A 17,953-nucleotide genomic window follows, 5' to 3' on the forward strand; every position below is an offset into this window, starting at 1 on the left:
AATTGGATGCGGATTGTATACAACGTAGATACAGGCTGGAGAGCGCGCCACCGGGGTTACGGGTAACCGCTGTTTTTTGCTCATAAAGTGTGAGAAGGATCGAGGGATTCAGGGTGAGATCAGGAAAAAATGTGAGGATGATCGAAGAGAAAAAATGATCGGGTCAGCGCCGCGCGCCGACCCTGCGAATCAGGCGGATGGCGTTTCCTTCACAATACGGTGCACATTGCTTTCCAGCCAGTCGGCCAGGCCAATCACATGCCCTTCAACTTCACGCCCGAGTGGCGTCAGGTGGTATTCCACATGCGGTGGCACCACTTCATAGGCGATGCGTTCGATAAACCCATCTTCTTCCATATAGCGCAGCGTTTGCGCCAGCATGCGTTCACTAACGCCACCGATCTTGCGGCGCAGTTCACTAAAACGCAGCGTTTCTTCGCGCAGCGCTAATAATACCAATACGCTCCAGCGGCTGGTGATGCGCTTGAGCACGTCGCGTGAAGGGCAATTTACATTGAGCAGCTCGCCACGGATAAATTTATTACTCAATTTTTCAGACATTTATGCTGCCTCCCCCAAACTAACAAATCTGTAAGTACTTACTAAAAGTTAGTTTATCCCTTAGGCTGATTTCATTCCAGCTCAAACTGAAGGAGAACATCATGATTGCGATTACCGGTGCCACAGGCCAATTGGGCCGCTTGGTGATTAATGAGTTACTGAAAAAAGTGCCTGCCAGCGAAGTGATTGCGGCAGTGCGTTCACCTGAGAAAGCAGACGATCTCAAAGCGCTGGGCGTCACGTTGCGCGCGGCGGATTACAGTAAACCAGACACGCTGAAAAGCGCGTTCAGCGGCGTCGATAAACTGCTGCTGATCTCTTCCAGCGAAGTGGGTCAGCGTGAAGCGCAACACCAGGCGGTGATTGATGCGGCAAAAGCAGCGGGCGTGAAGTTTATCGCCTACACCAGCCTGCTGCATGCAGATACCACCACGCTGGGTCTGGGCGTCGAGCACCGCGCCACGGAAGCGATGCTCAAGGCTTCAGGCGTGCCCTATGCCCTGCTGCGTAATGGCTGGTACACCGAGAACTATGCCGCCAGCATTGCCCCAGCGCTGGTGCATCACGCCTTTATTGGTGCAGTGGGTGAAGGCCGCATCTCATCGGCCGCCCGCGTGGATTATGCCGCTGCTGCCGCTGAAGTGATCAGCCGTGACGATCAGGCAGGTAAAGTGTATGAACTTGCTGGCGATGAGAGCTATACGCTGGCCGAGTTCAGCGCCGAGATTGCTAAACAGTCTGGTGAGCAAGTGGATTACATCAACCTGCCGCCTGCTGAGTTCGAGGCGGCATTGAAAGGGGCTGGTTTGCCGGATGCATTAGCAGAACTGCTGGCGGATTCTGATGCCGGTGCTGCACAAGGCGGATTGTTCGATGACAGTCATGCACTGAGCAAACTGATTGGCCGCCCGACCACGCCCTATGCTGAAGTGATTAAAGCCACACTGGCGAAGTAATGCCTCATCAGGCCAGCGCACGCTGGCCTGATTCCCGTCTCGTATGCCACCAAATGATCAAAGCAAAGCGCGCTATTTAAGCCAAGTAATGGCGATTTTCTTATTTACAGATAATTCTGTGCGCTGATTTGAACCACCATTTAAAACACTGCTTTCACTTCCTGAAATATAGCTTGTTGTAATCGCTGTAAATTCACTAAAAAGCCGGATCAATCGACAAGATTTATTACGTTCATAGATATTTCGCATTGTTGTCTCAGCTATTCAAAGCTCTATAATTTGTGCTTTGAGCAACCAGGCAATTTCAGGAGGCCGCTATTAATACTCACCACCAGCAACGTCAAGCTTTCGGGGAACACGAAGCCCATGCTGATTTGGGGTATCAATACGATCCTCACGAATTTATCCGCGAAGGCATGGAGGATTCCGAGCCGGAACCGGAGCTGATACAGGGTCTGCCCGCGCCAGATGCGCTCACCCCTGCCGATCGCTATCTTGAACTGTTCGAGCACGTGCAGATGTCGCGCATATTTCCGGATGGAAAAACATTCCCGGACTGCGCGCCAAAATATGATCCGCTGGATATATTAATCCGCTATCGTCGCACTCGTCGCTCGGCCGAATTCGATCTCGAAAAATTTGTGCACGACCATTTTTATTTGCCACAGGTGAATGAAAGTTTTTATGTTTCCAATCCGGATAAATCGCTGACGGAACATATTGACGAGCTGTGGCCGGTGTTAACCAAAATGCCGCAACAGCATTTACCGCACTCATCGCTGCTGCCGCTGCCAAAACCCTATGTGGTGCCCGGCGGACGCTTTGGTGAGACCTATTACTGGGACTCTTATTTCAGCATGCTCGGCCTTGCCGATGCCGGGCGTGACGATTTGCTGCGCGACATGGCAGATAACTTCGCATGGCTGATCGATAACTACGGCCACGTGCCAAACGGCAACCGGACTTATTATCTCAGCCGCTCACAGCCTCCGGTGTTTGCCCTGATGGTTGAGCTGTTTGAAGAGGATGGGATTCGCGGTGCCAAGCGTTATCTCGACCAGCTGATGAAAGAGTATCAGTTCTGGATGGATGGCGCGGGCGAGCTGATGCCACATCAGGCGTATCGCCACGTGGTGCGTATGCCGGATGGTTCACTGCTTAACCGTTACTGGGATGACCGCGATACGCCGCGTGATGAGTCGTGGATGGAAGACGTGGAAACCGCCAGCAAATCCAGCCGTCCGGCGAATGAGGTGTATCGCGATTTGCGCGCCGGTGCCGCATCGGGTTGGGATTACTCCTCACGCTGGTTGCGCGATCCACAGCGTCTGGCCAGCATTCGCACTACCCAGTTTATTCCGGTGGATTTGAATGCGTTTCTCTACAAGCTGGAGCTGATGATCTCTACGCTGTCTCACGCCAAAGGTGAAGAGCTAACGGCGCTGGCGTGGCAGAAAAAAGCCGATACGCGTAAGCAGGCGATTCATCGTTACCTGTGGGATGACACCGCAGGCGTGTACCGTGATTACAACTGGCGTGACGAACGCTTTGGTGCCTTCACGGCAGCGGCTGTGGTACCGCTGTTCCTTGGCCTGGCCTCGCCGGAGCAAGCGCATCTGCAGGCGGTGGCGCTGCGTCAGCTGCTGCTGACTCAGGGCGGTCTGGTGACATCGATGGTTGAGAGCGGTGAACAGTGGGATAAACCCAACGGCTGGGCGCCATTACAATGGATGGCGGTGGTGGGCCTGAATCATTACGGTGAAGAGACGCTGGCGACAGAGATTGCCGTTAACTGGCTGACCACGGTGAAGAACTTCTATTCACTGCATCACAAGCTGGTGGAGAAGTATGACATCAGCGGCGATCGTGCCCGTCCGGGTGGCGGTGGTGAGTATCCGTTGCAGGATGGCTTCGGCTGGACCAACGGCGTGACGCGTCGGTTGATGACCATGTACGGGCATCTGCTGGCGGATTAAAAAAACACAAAGGGCGCCTCAGCGCCCTTTTTTATTACCCGCCGCGCAATGTATGGCGCATTTGATAGCAGCAACACCGCTGCCAGTTAGCGCAATCAATCGCGGCGCATCGAAACCTGCGATTATTTATTTCCCTGCAGGAACGCCAGCAAGTCGTCGTTCAGTTGGTCCTGATGCGTCACCGCAAAACCGTGCGGGCCGTTCTCGTACACTTTCAGCTCTGATCCTTCGATCATCTCGTGTACCAGCTTACCGGTGGCTTCAAACGGCACGATCTGGTCATTGCTGCCGTGGATCACCAGCGTTGGCACATCCACTTTGGCAATATCAGCGCGGAAATCGGTTTCCGCAAAGGCCGTGACACAATCGATCGTGCCTTTCAGTGAGGCCAGCAGCGCGATATTCAGCGTCTGTGTCATCACGCCCTCAGAAATGGTCTGTCCGGCATTGGCGCCATAAAACGGTGTGGCGAAGTCTTTAATAAACTGCGCCCGGTCTTTACGCAGGCCCGCTTTGATGCCATCAAATACCGCTTTTTCAACGCCTTCCGGATGATCATCGGTTTTGCCGAAGATTGGCGTCACCGCACCCAATAGCACCAGCCCTTTCACCTTCGCCGTGCCGTAACGACCGATATAACGTGAAACGTCACCGCCGCCCATTGAGAAGCCCACCAGCGTGATGTCATCCAGTTGCAGATGCTCAATCAGCGCATGGATATCATCGGCGAAGGTATCGTAATCGTAGCCTTCCCACGGCTGCTCAGAGCGACCAAAGCCGCGACGGTCAAACGCAATGGCACGATAGCCACGTTCAGCGAGAAAATTGAGCTGGCTCTCCCACATATCTGCGTCCAGCGGCCAGCCGTGGCTGAACAGGACTGGCTGACCTTTGCCCCAATCTTTGTAGTAGAGGTTAACGCCGTCTTTCGCTTTGAATGTGCTCATGTTTTTAACTCCGTTAGTGAGTGATGTTGTGTCTGCCAATCAAACTACATCGGGCTAACTGAAAAACCTAAAGCAGAGATTTTGACAACTTGTTCAAAGATTTTTGCCCTGCGAGGCTGTCAAAAAAGCCTGAACAAGTTGGCCGATTTTTTCCGCTATCAAGCGTCTCACGGGCTTCGTAAGGTGCATACATCGCACATTTACAGGAACACGATGATGAGCCAGCAAAACCCTACGACGCCACGCGGCGGCGCTTTTTCTCCCTTCGCCTACGGGCTGTTCGCCTTAATCTGGACGGCCTCAGTACTCGGCAATACCGGCAGCTTTATCCGCGACGTTGCCAGCGCCTGGCTGGTGACCGGATTATCCGATAACCCGACCGCCGTGGCGTTAATGCAAACGGCGGCCACCCTGCCGGTGTTTTTACTGGCACTGCCAGCGGGTGTGCTCTCTGATATTGTCGATCGCCGCCGATTACTCATCGTGGTGCAAATCCTGATGGCCAGCGTCAGCGGCACTCTGCTGGTGCTGTCGCATAATCACTGGCTTACCGTAGAGTGGCTGATCGGCCTGACCTTCGTCGGCGGTATCGGCGCAGCGCTATTCGGCCCAGCATGGCAGGCGATTGTGCCGGAACTGGTGCCGCGTCATGAGCTGAAAAACGCGGTAGCGCTTAACTCGCTAGGCATCAATATTGCCCGCGCCATCGGTCCTGCCACCGGCGGTTTGCTGCTGGCAAGTTTAGGCGCCATGGCGGCATACGGTGCCGATGTGGCGAGTTATTTTTTCGTTATTGCTGCCCTGCTGTACTGGAAACGCCCGGCGAAAGCCAAGACCGAGCTGAATGAGCACTTCTTTGGCGCCTTCCGTGCTGGCCTGCGCTATGTCAAAGCCAGCCGCGAGCTGCACCGTGTGCTGTTGCGTGCAGCAATGTATTTCGCCTTTGCCAGTGCCATCTGGGCGCTGTTGCCATTGGTGGCACGCACCATGCTGCACGGTACCGCAGGCTTTTACGGCTTGCTGTTGGGTGCGGTGGGCGCTGGTGCGATTGCCGGTGCGCTGCTGCTGCCGCGTCTGCGCAGCAAACTGAGCAACGATGGTTTGCTGCTGCTCTCTGCGGTGCTGAGCGCGCTGGTCATGCTGGCATTAGCGATGAGCCCGCCGCAGTGGCTGGCGCTGCTGTTGATGCTGGTGCTGGGCGTCGGCTGGATTATTGCGCTGACCACACTGAACGGCGTAGCGCAGGCGGTATTGCCGGATTGGGTGCGCGGTCGTGGTCTGGCGGTGTATCTGATGGTGTTTAACGGCACATTGGCCGGTGGCAGTCTGGCCTGGGGTTTGATCGCACAGCAGCTCGGTCTGGCCACCACGCTGATGATTGCCGGGGCCGGTCTGGTGATCACTGGCGTACTACTGAAACGTCTGGCGCTGCCTGCAGGCGAAGCGGATTTGCAACCCGCTGAACATTGGGCCGCACCGGTGGTGCACAACGATGTCGATGTGCGTCATGGGCCGGTGTTGATTCAGATTCGCTACCGCATACCACAGGAAGATCGCGCCGCGTTCAAAAAAGCGATTCACAAACTGGCACAGTCACGCCGTCGTGATGGCGCCTATTCATGGGGCCTGATGGAACAAACCGACGATCCGACCGCATTGCTCGAGTGGTTTATGGTGGAGTCCTGGCAGGAGCATATGCGTCAGCACCAGCGTGTGTCGCACGCCGATGCTGAGTTGCAGCAAGCGGTTTTGCAATATCATCAAGGCGAGGAAGCCCCGCAGGTCAGTCATCACATTGCGATATAACGACGCTTTACGCGGGAGAATAAATCTCCTGTAAACCCGGCAGCGTGAGCAGGTGCTCACGCCACCAGGTGGCAGCATTGCCGGTAGCACTCTCATTCCACGCCAGATACGCCATATCGCGACGGCATTCGCTATCCAGCTGGCGTGCCACCAGCGCGCCGCTCTCCAGGTGCGGTCTCGCCAGGTACAGCGGCAGATAGCCACAGCCTAAACCATCCAGCTGCGCCTGCAGTTTCGCCGGGAAGTCATGCACGCTCAGGGTTTTCTGCTCATCCAGCACGCGTAAATCGATGCCTGCGCCATGACGAGACGAGTCGTGAACCGTCACCGCGCGGTACTGGCGGATCTGCTCACGCAGCAGCGGTTCCGGTGCTGAAGCGAGGGGATGATCCGGCGCGACAGCAAACACATAATCCAGCCAGCCGAGCGGTTGGCAGACAATCTCTTTGCGCATGGCGGGTTCCTGCACCGCGCCAAAGACAATGTCCGCTTCGCCATAGTTGAGCGCTTCCCAGCAGCCAGCCAGCACGTCCTGACGGAATTGCAGCTGAGTATGCGGATGCTCCTGATAAAACCGATCAATCAGCGGCGTGAGAATACGAAACGGCAGTGAAGCATCCACGCTGATCACCAGCTGGCTTTCCCAGCCACTCTCAACATAGCGCGCCTGTTGTTCTAACTCGTTGACCGCGCGAAGCAGAGTGCGGCCTTTTTCCAGCATCAAACGCCCGGTTGGGGTGAAAGCGGCGCGATGGCCGGAACGATCGAGCAGTGTGATCTTGAGATCGCTCTCCATCTTCTGCACGGTATAGCTCAACGCCGATGCGGTTTTAAACAGTCGCGCAGCCGCAGCGGCAAAGGTGCCGTGGCGATCCAACGCATCCAAAATCAGCAGCGCCTCAAGGTTTAAACGCATTCCCCATGCCTCCCCAAAAATTGTTGAACAACAACCCAAAATCTATCCGTTATCAATAAACGCTCTCATTTCGTATTTTTTTACTCAACGACGCAAGCACTTTCACCAGCGGAAACTCAGGAACTTACGATGAATTACTCACAGCAAGCCAACCATGTGACGCTGGTGATTACCCACAGCATCCTGCCAGAACAGCAGGCCCGTTATGAGCTGTGGCTCGACACCATTATGCCGCAGGCCGCGAGCTTTCCCGGCCATCTCGGCGTCAACGTGCTGCGCCCGGTGCACGGCGACAACGCTTACACCGTGCTGATTCGCTTTACCGGGCTGGATGAGCTGTACGCCTGGCTGAAATCGGACCAACGCAACGCGTTAATCCAAGACCTGCCGACGATGCTGGCACAGCCGGAACATATTGAAGTGCGTCCTGGCGCCGCGTTCTGGTTCACCCCCACGCAAAAAGGCCAGGTCAAACCGGCGAAATGGAAACAATACTTACTGACACTGGGAGTCATTTTTCCTTCTACCAACCTGGTGCCGTGGTTATGGAATCAGGTGTTGCCCGCCGCGCACGGCACGCTGTGGGGCCACTTATTGAATGATGCCAGCGTGGTGGCACTGGTGGTGTTCTTGTGGATGCCGATGGTAACTCGTGTTTTAAAACAGTGGCTTATTGGCCGCAACGCGTAATCTAACTGGAGAAGAGATAATGACAACGGCCTCACTGATTTTTACCAACGGCAAATTCCACACCGTGGATCGCGCCAACCCTTTAGCCACCGCTGTGGCGATCAAAGACGGCAAGTTTCTCGCGGTGGGCAGCGAAGCGGAAGTGATGCGCTTTGCCGGCAGCGATACGCAAATTATTGATGCCAAGGGTCACACCGGTATTCCCGGCCTCAACGACTCGCACCTGCACCTGATTCGTGGCGGCCTCAACTACAATCTTGAGCTGCGCTGGGAGGGCGTGCCGTCGCTGGCCGATGCACTACGCATGCTGCGTGAGCAGGCCCTGCGCACCCCTTCACCGCAGTGGGTCCGTGTCGTCGGCGGCTGGAGCGAATTCCAGTTTGCTGAACGCCGCATGCCAACGCTGGATGAGATCAACGCCGCCGCGCCCGATACTCCGGTGTTTATTCTGCACCTGTATGACCGCGCCCTGCTGAACCGCGCCGCACTGCGGGTGGTGGGTTACACCAAAGACACGCCGAACCCGCCGGGCGGTGAAATCCAGCGCGACAGCAATGGTAATCCCACCGGTATGCTGATTGCGCGTCCGAATGCCATGCTGCTGTACGCCACGCTGGCGAAAGGACCGAAGCTGCCGCTGGAGCAGCAGGTTAACTCCACACGTCAGTTTATGCGTGAGCTGAACCGCCTCGGCCTGACCAGCGCGATTGATGCGGGCGGCGGCTTCCAGAACTATCCCGATGATTACGATGTGATTTCGGAACTGCACGCCAAAAAGCAGCTGACGGTGCGCATTGCCTACAACCTGTTTACCCAGCGTCCCGGCCATGAGCTGGAAGATTTCGAGAAGTGGACCGACATGCTGAAGCCGGGCCAGGGCACCAATTTCCTGCGTCACAACGGTGCGGGCGAGATGCTGGTGTTCTCGGCGGCAGATTTCGAAGACTTCCTCGAACCGCGCCCCGATCTGGCCCCCGGCATGGAAGATGAACTGGAGCGCGTGGTGCGCCATCTGGTTGAGCATCGCTGGCCGTTCCGTCTGCATGCCACCTACAACGAATCGATCAGCCGCATGCTGGACGTGTTCGAAAAAGTAAACCGCGATATTCCGTTTAACGGCCTGCACTGGTTCTTTGACCACGCCGAGACCATCACCGAAGCCAATATTGAGCGCGTCAAAGCGCTGGGTGGCGGGCTGGCCGTGCAGCATCGTATGGCGTTCCAGGGTGAATACTTTGTCGATCGCTACGGCAAAGAAGCCGCCAAACAGACGCCGCCAGTGGCGCGCATGCTGGATGCGGAAGTGCCCGTCGGTTTGGGCACTGATGCCACCCGTGTCGCCAGCTACAATCCGTGGACCGCGCTCTACTGGCTGGTTTCTGGCCGCACCGTCGGCGGCATGCAGTTGTACGATGACAATGCGCGTATTGACCGTGAAACCGCGCTGATGCTGTGGACCAAAGGCAGCGCCTGGTTCTCCAGCGAGCAAAACGCCAAAGGTGAAATCAAAGTGGGTCAGTTAGCGGATCTGGTGCTGCTGTCGAAAGATTTCTTCAGCGTGCCGGAAGAGGAGATTAAAGGGATTGAATCGGTGTTGACGCTGGTCGATGGCGAAGTGGTGTATGCCGTAGGCGGCTTCACGCCGCTGTCGCCGCCACCGGTGCCAGTGTTGCCAGAGTGGTCTCCGGTGGTCACCGTGCCGGGCCACTACCGTAGCGCGCCACCGCAAGCCAGTGGTCGTGCGGCGATGATGCCGAAAGTGCACCAGTGCAGCGGCCCTTGTGGTGTACACAGCCACTCGCACGATGTGGCACGCCAGTCTTCGGTGCCGGTGTCGGATAACCATGCCTTCTGGGGTGCGCTGGGCTGTTCGTGCTTCGCGTTTTGAGTTAAAGGCGGTTTAGGGCCCTCTCCTGGTGAGAGGGCTTTGCTGCAAATTGGGACACCGACTTTGGCGCTGGCGCGGGTCTGTTTCCCCAACCGCAAAAGATTACCCCGCCAGGCCAAACCCTTGCTTGCCGTTCTTCTTAATCTGGTACATCGCTTCATCGGCACGCATCAGCGCCTCATCAAAACTAAAGTGCGGCTGCACCGTCGCCACGCCAATGGAAGCACCAATCTGCGCATGGCCGTTATCGACATCGAACGGCGTCAGCGCGGCATCCAGCACCGCCTGCATCATGATGCGCACTTTGGGGAAATCGATCAGGAACGGCATCAGCAGCACAAACTCATCCCCGCCCAGGCGACCCACCACCACGTTTGGCGGCACCTGGTCAAGAATGCGCTGGCTGAGCTGAATCAGCACCTCATCGCCACTGCGATGGCCCAGCGTATCGTTAACATGCTTAAAATTATCGAGATCGATAAATGCCACGCACAGCGGCCCCTGCGTTTTCATTTTGCTGAAATGCGTTTGCAGCGCATGGCGGTTGGTCAGACCGGTAAGCGGATCGTGATGAGCCAATGAAGAGAGCTGCGCTTCATACTGCTTCTCTTTGGTCATATCGATATGCGTGCCGGTAACTTTGAGCGGATTCCCCTCTTCATCCCACTCGGTCACGCGCCCGCGATCCAACACCCAGGTAATTTTGTCGTTCTTACCCAGCATGCGATGCAGCGCTTCATAGTAAGGCGCACGCCCTTCGATGTGATCGTAAAACGCCCTGAGCACTTCATCGGCGTCCTCGGGGTGCAGGCGTTCGCGCCAGACTTCAAACTGCGCTTTGGTCTCTTTCGGCTGAAAACCCAGCATCGAACCCCAGCGTCGATTGAAAATCACCAGCTTGCCGCTGGGAATATCCAGCTGCCATAAACATAAACCGGTTCCGTCCAGCGCCGCACTCAGCTTGTTTCGCGCGTCATGCGCTATGCGCTTTAAGCGCGCATTATGCTTTTTCAGGTTCTGAATCTGCTGACGCAGCGCTTCTTCGGACATGATGGCTGACGGAGAGGAAATAAGGGTTATTCTGCCTGCCAGGAAGTTTCTGATAAATAAAACAAATGAAAAGCCGATCAGTAGCGGAAAATTGCATCAAGCTCAGAGGGAACGGCGAAGCATTGAGGTTATTTCAGCTAACAAAACTTTCTTTATTCCTGCAAAGCAGTGAAAAACGCGCCAGCCGCCTGGGGCCAGCGCCCTGTAGGTCTACTCCGATTCGCCAAAGCGCTGATCAAACATTGTGACAACCTGATGCAGCACACCCGCCTCATCGCCTCCTTCACATACCACTTCCACGCTGCCACCCGCTTTGATACCCGCGCGCATGATGTTCATCATACTGCTGGCATTGACGTCTTTGCCTTCGTAGCGCAGCGTGACGCGGCAGTCATGGCCTTTTAACGCCTTGGCCAGTTGTGCCGCCGGGCGTGCGTGGATGCCAGTGCTATTTTTCACGGTAACGGTTTGACTCAACATGACGGTTCTCCTGGTTAGTGGGGGAAATAACGCCTTCCTGCTGCAATTTAAATTGATAGAACGCCTGCCAGCGCTGCTGATAACGCTGCAACGCGCGGCTGCGCTCTGGGTCGGGTTGATAGCACTGCGCCACGCGCACCTCCGGTGGAGGCACATCCGCGCAGGCGATCAGCAGTGCGCCTACGGATACCGCTTCATCAAAGGCAATCGCTTCTACCGTTCGCGCCAGGCTGTCAGCCTTAAGCTGAAGCCACAGCGGATTGCGTGTGGCCGGACCAATCACTTTCAGTGTGGGGCCAGCAGGCACCGCAAAACAGGTAAAGCAGTTGGCAAACTCCATGGTCAGCCCAAGCAACACCGTTAATAGCAGTTCATCGTGCGGCAATGTATCGCTCAGACCGTACATCAACCCGCGCGTATGGCGGTTTTTGTAAGGCGAGCCGGATCCACGCAAATGCGGGATAAACAGCGGTAATCCTTCCGGCTGCCACTCATCAGCCAGATAACGCTGCGTGGCTTGTACCAGTGCGGCATCGATCTCCTCGCGTGATAGCCGAAAAGTGCTGCTCACCCACTCCAGCGCAAAGCCGCCCACCGGCAGTGACGCGAACAACGTGAAATGGTTGTCCAGCGAATAGCGCCCGTTGGCGAGTTTGTCACGACGGGCTTGCTCATTGAGCAACGGCTGAGGTTGCAGCAGCAAAATGCCTTCGGTGGTGCCGGTAGAGTTCAGCACCTCGCCCGTTTGCAGCTGTAATGCCCGCGCGCCCACCATATGATCGTGTCCTGCCAGCGTGACGCACACCGGCTGGGTTAAACCCAGTGCCTCACGGCACGCGGGTGTCACCCATCCCGCCACTTCACCCGGCGCCAACAGAGGGGCAAAAGCATCGAGCGGCAGTTGCAAAATATCGGCGGCCTGCGCCGACCAGCTTCCCTGCTGGAGATCGAGACACAGCGTGCGGCTGGCGAGCGTGGTGTCGGTTCGTTGTGCGCCGGTTAAGCGCCACAGCAGCACCTCCGGCGCATGCAGCCAGCGCAAATCGTGACGCCCGCGCAGTGCATAGTTATCCAGTAGCCAGCGCATCTTGAAGGCCGAATAATTACTGTGCAGCGGCAAACCGGTGATGTGATACAACCGCTGGCTGTCCGCTTCGGTTAAGGTGGCGAGATACTCTTCGCCCCGACGATCATACCAGGCCAGCATCGGCGTCAGGATATTGCCAGCCTCATCGAGAAACACGCCGGACTCTCCAAAGCTGGCAATACTGATATGCGTCACCGAGCAATCCGTTGCCGCGATCAGGCTGCGCATCGTCGCCACCACCTGCTGCCACAGCGCATCGATATCGAAATCGACGTTACCCGTGGGCGAAGTGATTTTGGGTGTGACGAACTTACGCTCATCCAGTCGGGACGCATCCCGACGAGAAAAACAGGCGACTTTACAGTTAGTCGTACCGATATCAATGACGATGGCCGCAGCGTTCTCAGGCATACACGGCACCTCGTGTCAGGCGGAAGATGCCCCACAGCACCAGACCCACCACTGGCACCAGGCCAATCGCTATCACGTTGCCGTTGAAGATTTCCAGCAGCCAGAAGCGGAACGGGTTACCGCCGTCGAGGAAGCTGGAGACCTGGCCGCTAGAGCCTTCGGCAAACTTGAAGTTCACGTCTTTCGCCATGCCGGTAATAAAGGGTGCGATTTTGGTGGCAATCCACAGGTCGGCCACGATCACCGGAATCGCCGCCAGCACGGTGCGGAAGATGTTGCCACGACTGGCCAGCGCAATCATCGACGCCATTACTGCGAGGTTAGCCAGATCGCCCAGCGGCAGCACCTGGTTGCCCGGCAGAATAAAGGCGATAAACACAGAAATCGGCGTCAGCAGCAGCGCGGAAGAGATGATCGCCGGGTTGCCCACCGCCACCGCGATATCCAGCCCGATGTAGAGATCGTCACGGCCTGGGTATTTGGTGTTGAGGTACTTCTTGATCGCTTCCGACAGCGGCAACAGGCCTTCCATCAGAATGCGCACCATGCGCGGCAGAATAAACATCACGCCGCCGATGCTGATACCGAGCAGCAGGATATGCTTGAAGTCATATCCGGCAATAATCCCCAGCAACAAGCCCAGAATGGTGCCGACCATCATCGGCTCACCAAAGATGCCCAGCTTCTTCTGCACCGTTTGTGGATCGATGTGGATACGATTGAGACCCGGAATCTTGTCGATGATTTTGTCCACCAGCAAGCCCACCGGGAAGAACACCACGGCGGAAAGCGTCGGCAGTGAAATCCCTTCCAGGCCGAAATACTTCTGCACCATCGGCGCGGACCAGTCAGCCAGTTTCAGCACCACAATGGCGGCAATGGCGGCGGCCAGCAATCCAAAGAAGAAACTGCCTGTGCTGTAGTAAACCAGCGTACCGGCCAGCGCGAAGTGCCAGTAGTTCCACATGTCTACATCGACGGTGCGGGTGCGGTTCATAGCCAGCATCGCGACGTTGATCAGAATCGTCAGCGGGATGACAAAGGGCGCAATGGGCGATCCCCAGGTAATAGCAGAAAGCGGCGGCCAACCGAGATCCACCACCGGCAGGTTAATACTGGTGCGCTCCACCATCGCCTGCGCCGCCGGCCCAACATTGCTGGTGAGAATATCAAAGATGGCGTAGATCCCGACAAAGCCGATGCCTACAGTTAACGATGAGCGCAAGGCTTTGGCCGGTTTGACCTTAAAGCACAGCGCAAGGATAAACAGCACCAGCGGCAATAATACGGTTGGGCCAAAACCCAATATATATTGCACCACGGTGTAGAGGCTATGAGCGATTTCATTCATGGCAGACCCCTTATGACGGGCGTAAACGTACCTGGCGTTAGCGCCCCATTATGGCAATCGGATTAAATAAAAAATTAATTATTGGTTTTTCAAAATTTCGACAATCTTTTCCAGCACTTTCTCTTCACCTATCCCGGTAATAATCGGCAAGCCATTCACCACCGTAATATCTAATTCATAAGGGACTTTAGTGGTGGATACCACCAGTGCTACGCCGTCAGTGTTATTCGGCAATGAAGCCACATTGGTTTGTGAGTAATTCACATTAAGACCGTGCTCCTGGCAATATTCCATAACTTTCTCTGTCACGGCTGTGGATGTGGCAATGCCGGTAGCGCATACAAATAATATCGTCTGGCTCATACTTCACCTCGTTCGGTCATGGTTTCTGTGATGCGTTGATAAATTTGCTGATCGTTTAGCTGCAATAATTGCTGCATAAAATCGCTATCCTGAATCAGTTCCATAATCCAGCCCAACACATTTAATTGCTTGTTACTTTCACTCAGCGCCAGCAGAAACACCACGCGTACCGGCACCGGTTCTGGCTCGCCGCCCATATCGGCAAAGGTCACCGGCTGCGGCAGAATGCCGATACTGATGGCGTTGTGGCGCACGTGGCGATGGTCGGTATGCGGAATCGCTACGCCGACCGGTTCCGTCGGTAAGCCGGTGGGGAAATCCTGCTCACGCGCCAGCACATGCTCGGCAAAATCCGCGACCACCAACGCTTCATCCACCAGCGGCTGTGCCAGTTGGCGAATGACCTGCTCGACACTCAGCCCCTCCGTGAGGTGCTGCACATAGTGCGGCTTAAACTGGATCCCCTGCATAGGCGGCCTCGCTAATATCATTTAAACGCAGAATCTTGTGGTAGACCTCATGTTCCACCGCCTGACGCGCATCGGACATGACCGCCGCCAGATTGGCTTCGTTGTGATTCTTCTGCCATGCATGACCGACGCTGGTGATAAAGGAACGGCGCAGATCGCTGGCGATGTTCACTTTCACTACGCGATGATTAACAAACTGCTGCAAAATGCTGTCCGCGATACCGGAACCGCCGTGGATCACCAGCGGAATGGGCGTGATCTGAGCAATTTCCGCCAGCAACGGCAGATCGATGCGGGGAATGTCATCCAGTCCGTGCACATTACCGACCGAAATCGCCAGCAAGTCACAGCCGGTTTCACGCACGAACTCCACCACCTGCTGCGGGTCAGTTTTGCAATCCGCTTCGCTGACGTGGTCGTCTTCTTTACCCAAAATCGCGCCCAGCTCCGCTTCCACCGGCACGTTGTAGTTCTGGCAGAACTCCACGGCCTGACGCGTCAGCTTGATGTTCTCTTCAAACGGCAGCGCCGCACCATCGATCATCACCGAGGTGAATCCTGCACGCACCGCCTGACGGATATCATCCATATTGCGGCCGTGATCCAGATGCAGGCTGATCGCCACATCCATCTGTGCGGCACGGCGCTGCACCATTTCATAGATGTAGTCATAGCCGGACAGACGCGCATTGGTGGGTGCGATTTGAATAAAATTCGGCACTTTGCTGCGTTCAATCGCATTTAATATGCCGAGCGTGGTTTCCAGATTAGTGGTATTAAAGGCGCCGGCCAGCACGCGCTTATTTTCCAGTTGACGAATAAATTGATGACCGTTGACTAATGGCATGTCAGCTTACCTCTCTTCGTTGCAGAACGGTGCCCAAATAATATTTATTCCCTTTTAACCAGACATTGCCGAATTCCACCGGCAATTCACGTGAGAAAAACACCAACTGTTCTAAATGCAGTACCGGCGCATCCTCACTGATATCCAAAAAATGTCCGCGTTCATTACCGATTAAGCGCGCTGCATAGCGACTTTCGGAATAACGTATTTTCTGTTGCGATAATCGTTCGATGGTGGGAAACAGGTTATTGTGATTAAAGTCCACCTCGGCAATGCCGGGCACCAGTTCCATATTGATGCGATTCTCAATCAGCATCACTCTTTCATCATCGATATAACGTAACCGCTCCAGATAAAGAATTTCCTGCCCCGGTTTAATGCGTAATTTTTCGGCAATATAACGGTTGGCCGGTTCAACCCGCGTGGCGATCACCTGCGTGCTGAAATTAATTTGCTGGCTTTCCAGTGACTCGGCGAAAGAGAGCAACCCTTCGCCCAATGGATAGCGAATGTTTTCTTTCTTAACGAAGGTGCCTTTGCCCTGCACTTGTACCAGCACACCTTCTTTGACTAACTGCGCCACGGCTTTTTTCACCGTACCGCGACTGACGTCAAGCATATCCATGATCTGGAACTCCGAAGGAATGCGGTCATCCTCCACCAGATCGCCGGTATAGATACTCTCGCGAATCCACTCCACTACCTGCTGATAGAGCGGAACCTGCGAACTCTTACTCAATGTTTTCATGGCGCGCACCTGAACATTCAGAGTTGTCTATGGACAATCATGTACAACTTCGAGGCTTATAGTAGGGAATTGCGTCTGGCGAGGGATCGAGGGCAGTCACGTTTTCGCGTACCGGATCTGTGACAATAAAGTGTGATCGGCCTCTCACAAGAAAACCGTGCTATGCGCTTTCGCCGGAGAAATTGTGTTCTGTGACGCGGATCAACAGATATTCACGAGTCGATGCTGGGATCATGTTTACTAGAATGGTAGTTTAACAGTTATCGCAGCAACACGATGACGGTGGATGAGATTATGCAACTGACAATGCGTTGGTTTGGTCCCAAAGAAGATAAAGTTTCGCTGGAATATATTCGCCAGGTGCCGGGTGTCCGTGGCGTGGTGGGCGCGTTGTATGACGTGCCGGTCGGGGAAACCTGGCCGAAAGATAAGATTCAAGCGCTGGTTGATCAGGTGCATGCCGCCGGTCTGACGGTGGAAGTGATCGAGAGCGTCAACATTCACGACGACATCAAAATCGGCCTGCCTAGCCGCGATCAATATATCGAGAACTACAAGCAGAGCATCCGCAACCTCGCCGAAGTGGGCGTGAAAGTGATCTGCTACAACTTCATGCCGGTATTTGACTGGATGAAGACCGACATGAACTACGTGCTGCCAGACGGCTCACTCACCATGGCGTTCGAGAAGAAAGGCATTGATAAGAGCCTCGACGAAGTGGTGCAGGAGGTGTTGGGCAACTCAAACGGTTTCGCCCTGCCGGGTTGGGAGCCAGAGCGTCTGGCGAAGGTGCAGGATTTGTTTGCGCAATACAAAGACGTTGATGACAACAAGCTGCGTGAAAACCTCGCATACTTCCTGAAAGCGGTGATCCCGGTGTGTGAAGAAGTGGGCGTGAAGATGGCGATCCATCCTGACGATCCACCGTACTCGATCTTCGGTCTGCCACGCATTGTGAAGAATCGCGAAGACCTCGACTGGATCTGTAACGTTGTGGATTCGGAGGCTAACGGCATCACGCTGTGTACCGGATCGATTGCGGAAGATCCGCAGAATGATGTGTACGGTATTCTGGCCGAGTTCTCGCGCCGCAAACGCATTCCGTTTGCACACGTGCGTAACATCAAGATTATTCAGGACAAAGATTTCTACGAGTGTGCACACCCGACCGAATACGGCTCGCTGGATATGTACAAAGTGCTGCAATCGATGCACGACAACGGCTTCGATGGCTACATCCGTTCCGATCATGGCCGCTTTATCTGGGGCGAAACCGGACGTCCGGGCTACGGTCTGTATGACCGTGCACTCGGCACCACTTACCTGATGGGTCTGTGGGAAGCGCTGGATAAGCGCTAATTCCCCCCGCTCTCCAGGCCGCTGTTAACAGCGGCCTATTTTATTGC

The 17,953-nt window shown here is 55.3% G+C and carries 17 protein-coding genes; 6 read left to right on the forward strand and 11 right to left on the reverse strand.

All coding sequences use genetic code 11. The features are described from left to right. Positions 1–189: 189 nt before the first annotated feature. Positions 190–561, reverse strand: coding sequence for a winged helix-turn-helix transcriptional regulator (locus ACCW76_RS03585; protein WP_038644852.1), 372 nt, complete (start codon positions 559–561; stop codon positions 190–192). 101 nt (positions 562–662) lie between these two features. Here ACCW76_RS03585 and ACCW76_RS03590 point away from each other — a divergent pair, with 101 nt between their 5' ends. Together ACCW76_RS03590 and treF are read left to right on the forward strand one after the other, a co-directional pair. Beyond that, positions 663–1,517 (forward strand): SDR family oxidoreductase, encoded by an 855-nt coding sequence (locus tag ACCW76_RS03590; protein ID WP_436337770.1) that lies wholly within the window; start codon positions 663–665, stop codon positions 1,515–1,517. A gap of 317 nt (positions 1,518–1,834) precedes the next feature. After that, positions 1,835–3,493: an alpha,alpha-trehalase TreF gene (gene treF, locus ACCW76_RS03595; protein WP_436337895.1), complete on the forward strand. Its 1,659-nt coding sequence runs from the start codon at positions 1,835–1,837 to the stop codon at positions 3,491–3,493. 122 nt (positions 3,494–3,615) lie between these two features. On the opposite strand, the gene ACCW76_RS03600 is transcribed toward treF, so the two are convergent. Further along, a complete protein-coding gene (locus ACCW76_RS03600; protein ID WP_045814726.1) occupies positions 3,616–4,440 on the reverse strand; it encodes an alpha/beta fold hydrolase in 825 nt (274 codons plus the stop codon). A 216-nt stretch (positions 4,441–4,656) separates the two neighbouring features. On the opposite strand from ACCW76_RS03600, the gene ACCW76_RS03605 reads away from it, so the two are divergent. Further along, positions 4,657–6,246, forward strand: a complete 1,590-nt coding sequence (locus ACCW76_RS03605) for an MFS transporter (protein ID WP_436337896.1) — start codon at positions 4,657–4,659, stop codon at positions 6,244–6,246. Between the two features lie 7 nt (positions 6,247–6,253). Here ACCW76_RS03605 and ACCW76_RS03610 read toward each other — a convergent pair whose 3' ends face one another. Further along, positions 6,254–7,162: a LysR family transcriptional regulator gene (locus ACCW76_RS03610; protein ID WP_436337771.1), complete on the reverse strand. Its 909-nt coding sequence runs from the start codon at positions 7,160–7,162 to the stop codon at positions 6,254–6,256. Positions 7,163–7,291: 129 nt separating this feature from the next. Here ACCW76_RS03610 and ACCW76_RS03615 point away from each other — a divergent pair, with 129 nt between their 5' ends. Beyond that, entirely contained in the window at positions 7,292–7,852 is a 561-nt protein-coding gene (locus tag ACCW76_RS03615) for an antibiotic biosynthesis monooxygenase (RefSeq protein ID WP_045831758.1), read from the forward strand. Positions 7,853–7,871: 19 nt separating this feature from the next. Further along, positions 7,872–9,740, forward strand: coding sequence for an amidohydrolase (locus tag ACCW76_RS03620; protein ID WP_436337772.1), 1,869 nt, complete (start codon positions 7,872–7,874; stop codon positions 9,738–9,740). 102 nt (positions 9,741–9,842) lie between these two features. On the opposite strand, the gene ACCW76_RS03625 is transcribed toward ACCW76_RS03620, so the two are convergent. The 8 genes from ACCW76_RS03625 to ACCW76_RS03660 all read right to left on the reverse strand — a co-directional run bounded on the left by ACCW76_RS03625 (position 9,843) and on the right by ACCW76_RS03660 (position 16,547). Continuing rightward, the gene (locus ACCW76_RS03625; RefSeq protein WP_436337774.1) at positions 9,843–10,790 is read right to left on the reverse strand and encodes a diguanylate cyclase domain-containing protein; all 948 of its coding nucleotides are present in this window, start codon (positions 10,788–10,790) and stop codon (positions 9,843–9,845) included. A gap of 210 nt (positions 10,791–11,000) precedes the next feature. Further along, complete coding sequence (locus ACCW76_RS03630) at positions 11,001–11,270, reverse strand: HPr family phosphocarrier protein (protein ID WP_166933587.1); 270 nt, start codon at positions 11,268–11,270, stop codon at positions 11,001–11,003. Then, positions 11,239–12,768 carry an FGGY family carbohydrate kinase gene (locus tag ACCW76_RS03635; protein ID WP_436337775.1) on the reverse strand — a complete coding sequence of 510 codons (1,530 nt, stop codon included), beginning with the start codon at positions 12,766–12,768 and terminating at the stop codon, positions 11,239–11,241. Before ACCW76_RS03635 ends, ACCW76_RS03630 begins: the two co-directional genes overlap by 32 nt. After that, positions 12,761–14,119 carry a PTS galactitol transporter subunit IIC gene (locus ACCW76_RS03640; RefSeq protein WP_436337776.1) on the reverse strand — a complete coding sequence of 453 codons (1,359 nt, stop codon included), beginning with the start codon at positions 14,117–14,119 and terminating at the stop codon, positions 12,761–12,763. The genes ACCW76_RS03635 and ACCW76_RS03640 overlap by 8 nt, the downstream gene beginning before the upstream one ends. A 78-nt stretch (positions 14,120–14,197) precedes the next feature. Next, positions 14,198–14,482: a PTS sugar transporter subunit IIB gene (locus ACCW76_RS03645; protein ID WP_436337777.1), complete on the reverse strand. Its 285-nt coding sequence runs from the start codon at positions 14,480–14,482 to the stop codon at positions 14,198–14,200. After that, entirely contained in the window at positions 14,479–14,952 is a 474-nt protein-coding gene (locus ACCW76_RS03650; RefSeq protein WP_436337778.1) for a PTS sugar transporter subunit IIA, read from the reverse strand. The genes ACCW76_RS03645 and ACCW76_RS03650 overlap by 4 nt, the downstream gene beginning before the upstream one ends. Next, on the reverse strand, positions 14,933–15,799 hold the full coding sequence (locus ACCW76_RS03655; protein ID WP_436337779.1) for a class II aldolase: 867 nt from the start codon (positions 15,797–15,799) through the stop codon (positions 14,933–14,935). Before ACCW76_RS03655 ends, ACCW76_RS03650 begins: the two co-directional genes overlap by 20 nt. A 1-nt stretch (position 15,800) precedes the next feature. After that, positions 15,801–16,547 (reverse strand): GntR family transcriptional regulator, encoded by a 747-nt coding sequence (locus ACCW76_RS03660; protein ID WP_160868822.1) that lies wholly within the window; start codon positions 16,545–16,547, stop codon positions 15,801–15,803. A 294-nt stretch (positions 16,548–16,841) separates the two neighbouring features. On the opposite strand from ACCW76_RS03660, the gene uxuA reads away from it, so the two are divergent. Continuing rightward, complete coding sequence (uxuA, locus tag ACCW76_RS03665) at positions 16,842–17,906, forward strand: mannonate dehydratase (protein ID WP_436337781.1); 1,065 nt, start codon at positions 16,842–16,844, stop codon at positions 17,904–17,906. Positions 17,907–17,953 lie beyond the last annotated feature (47 nt).

The sequence above is a fragment of the Pantoea sp. C8B4 genome (assembly GCF_051336905.1).
In the GTDB taxonomy this organism is placed as follows: Bacteria; Pseudomonadota; Gammaproteobacteria; order Enterobacterales; family Enterobacteriaceae; genus Pantoea; species Pantoea rwandensis_B.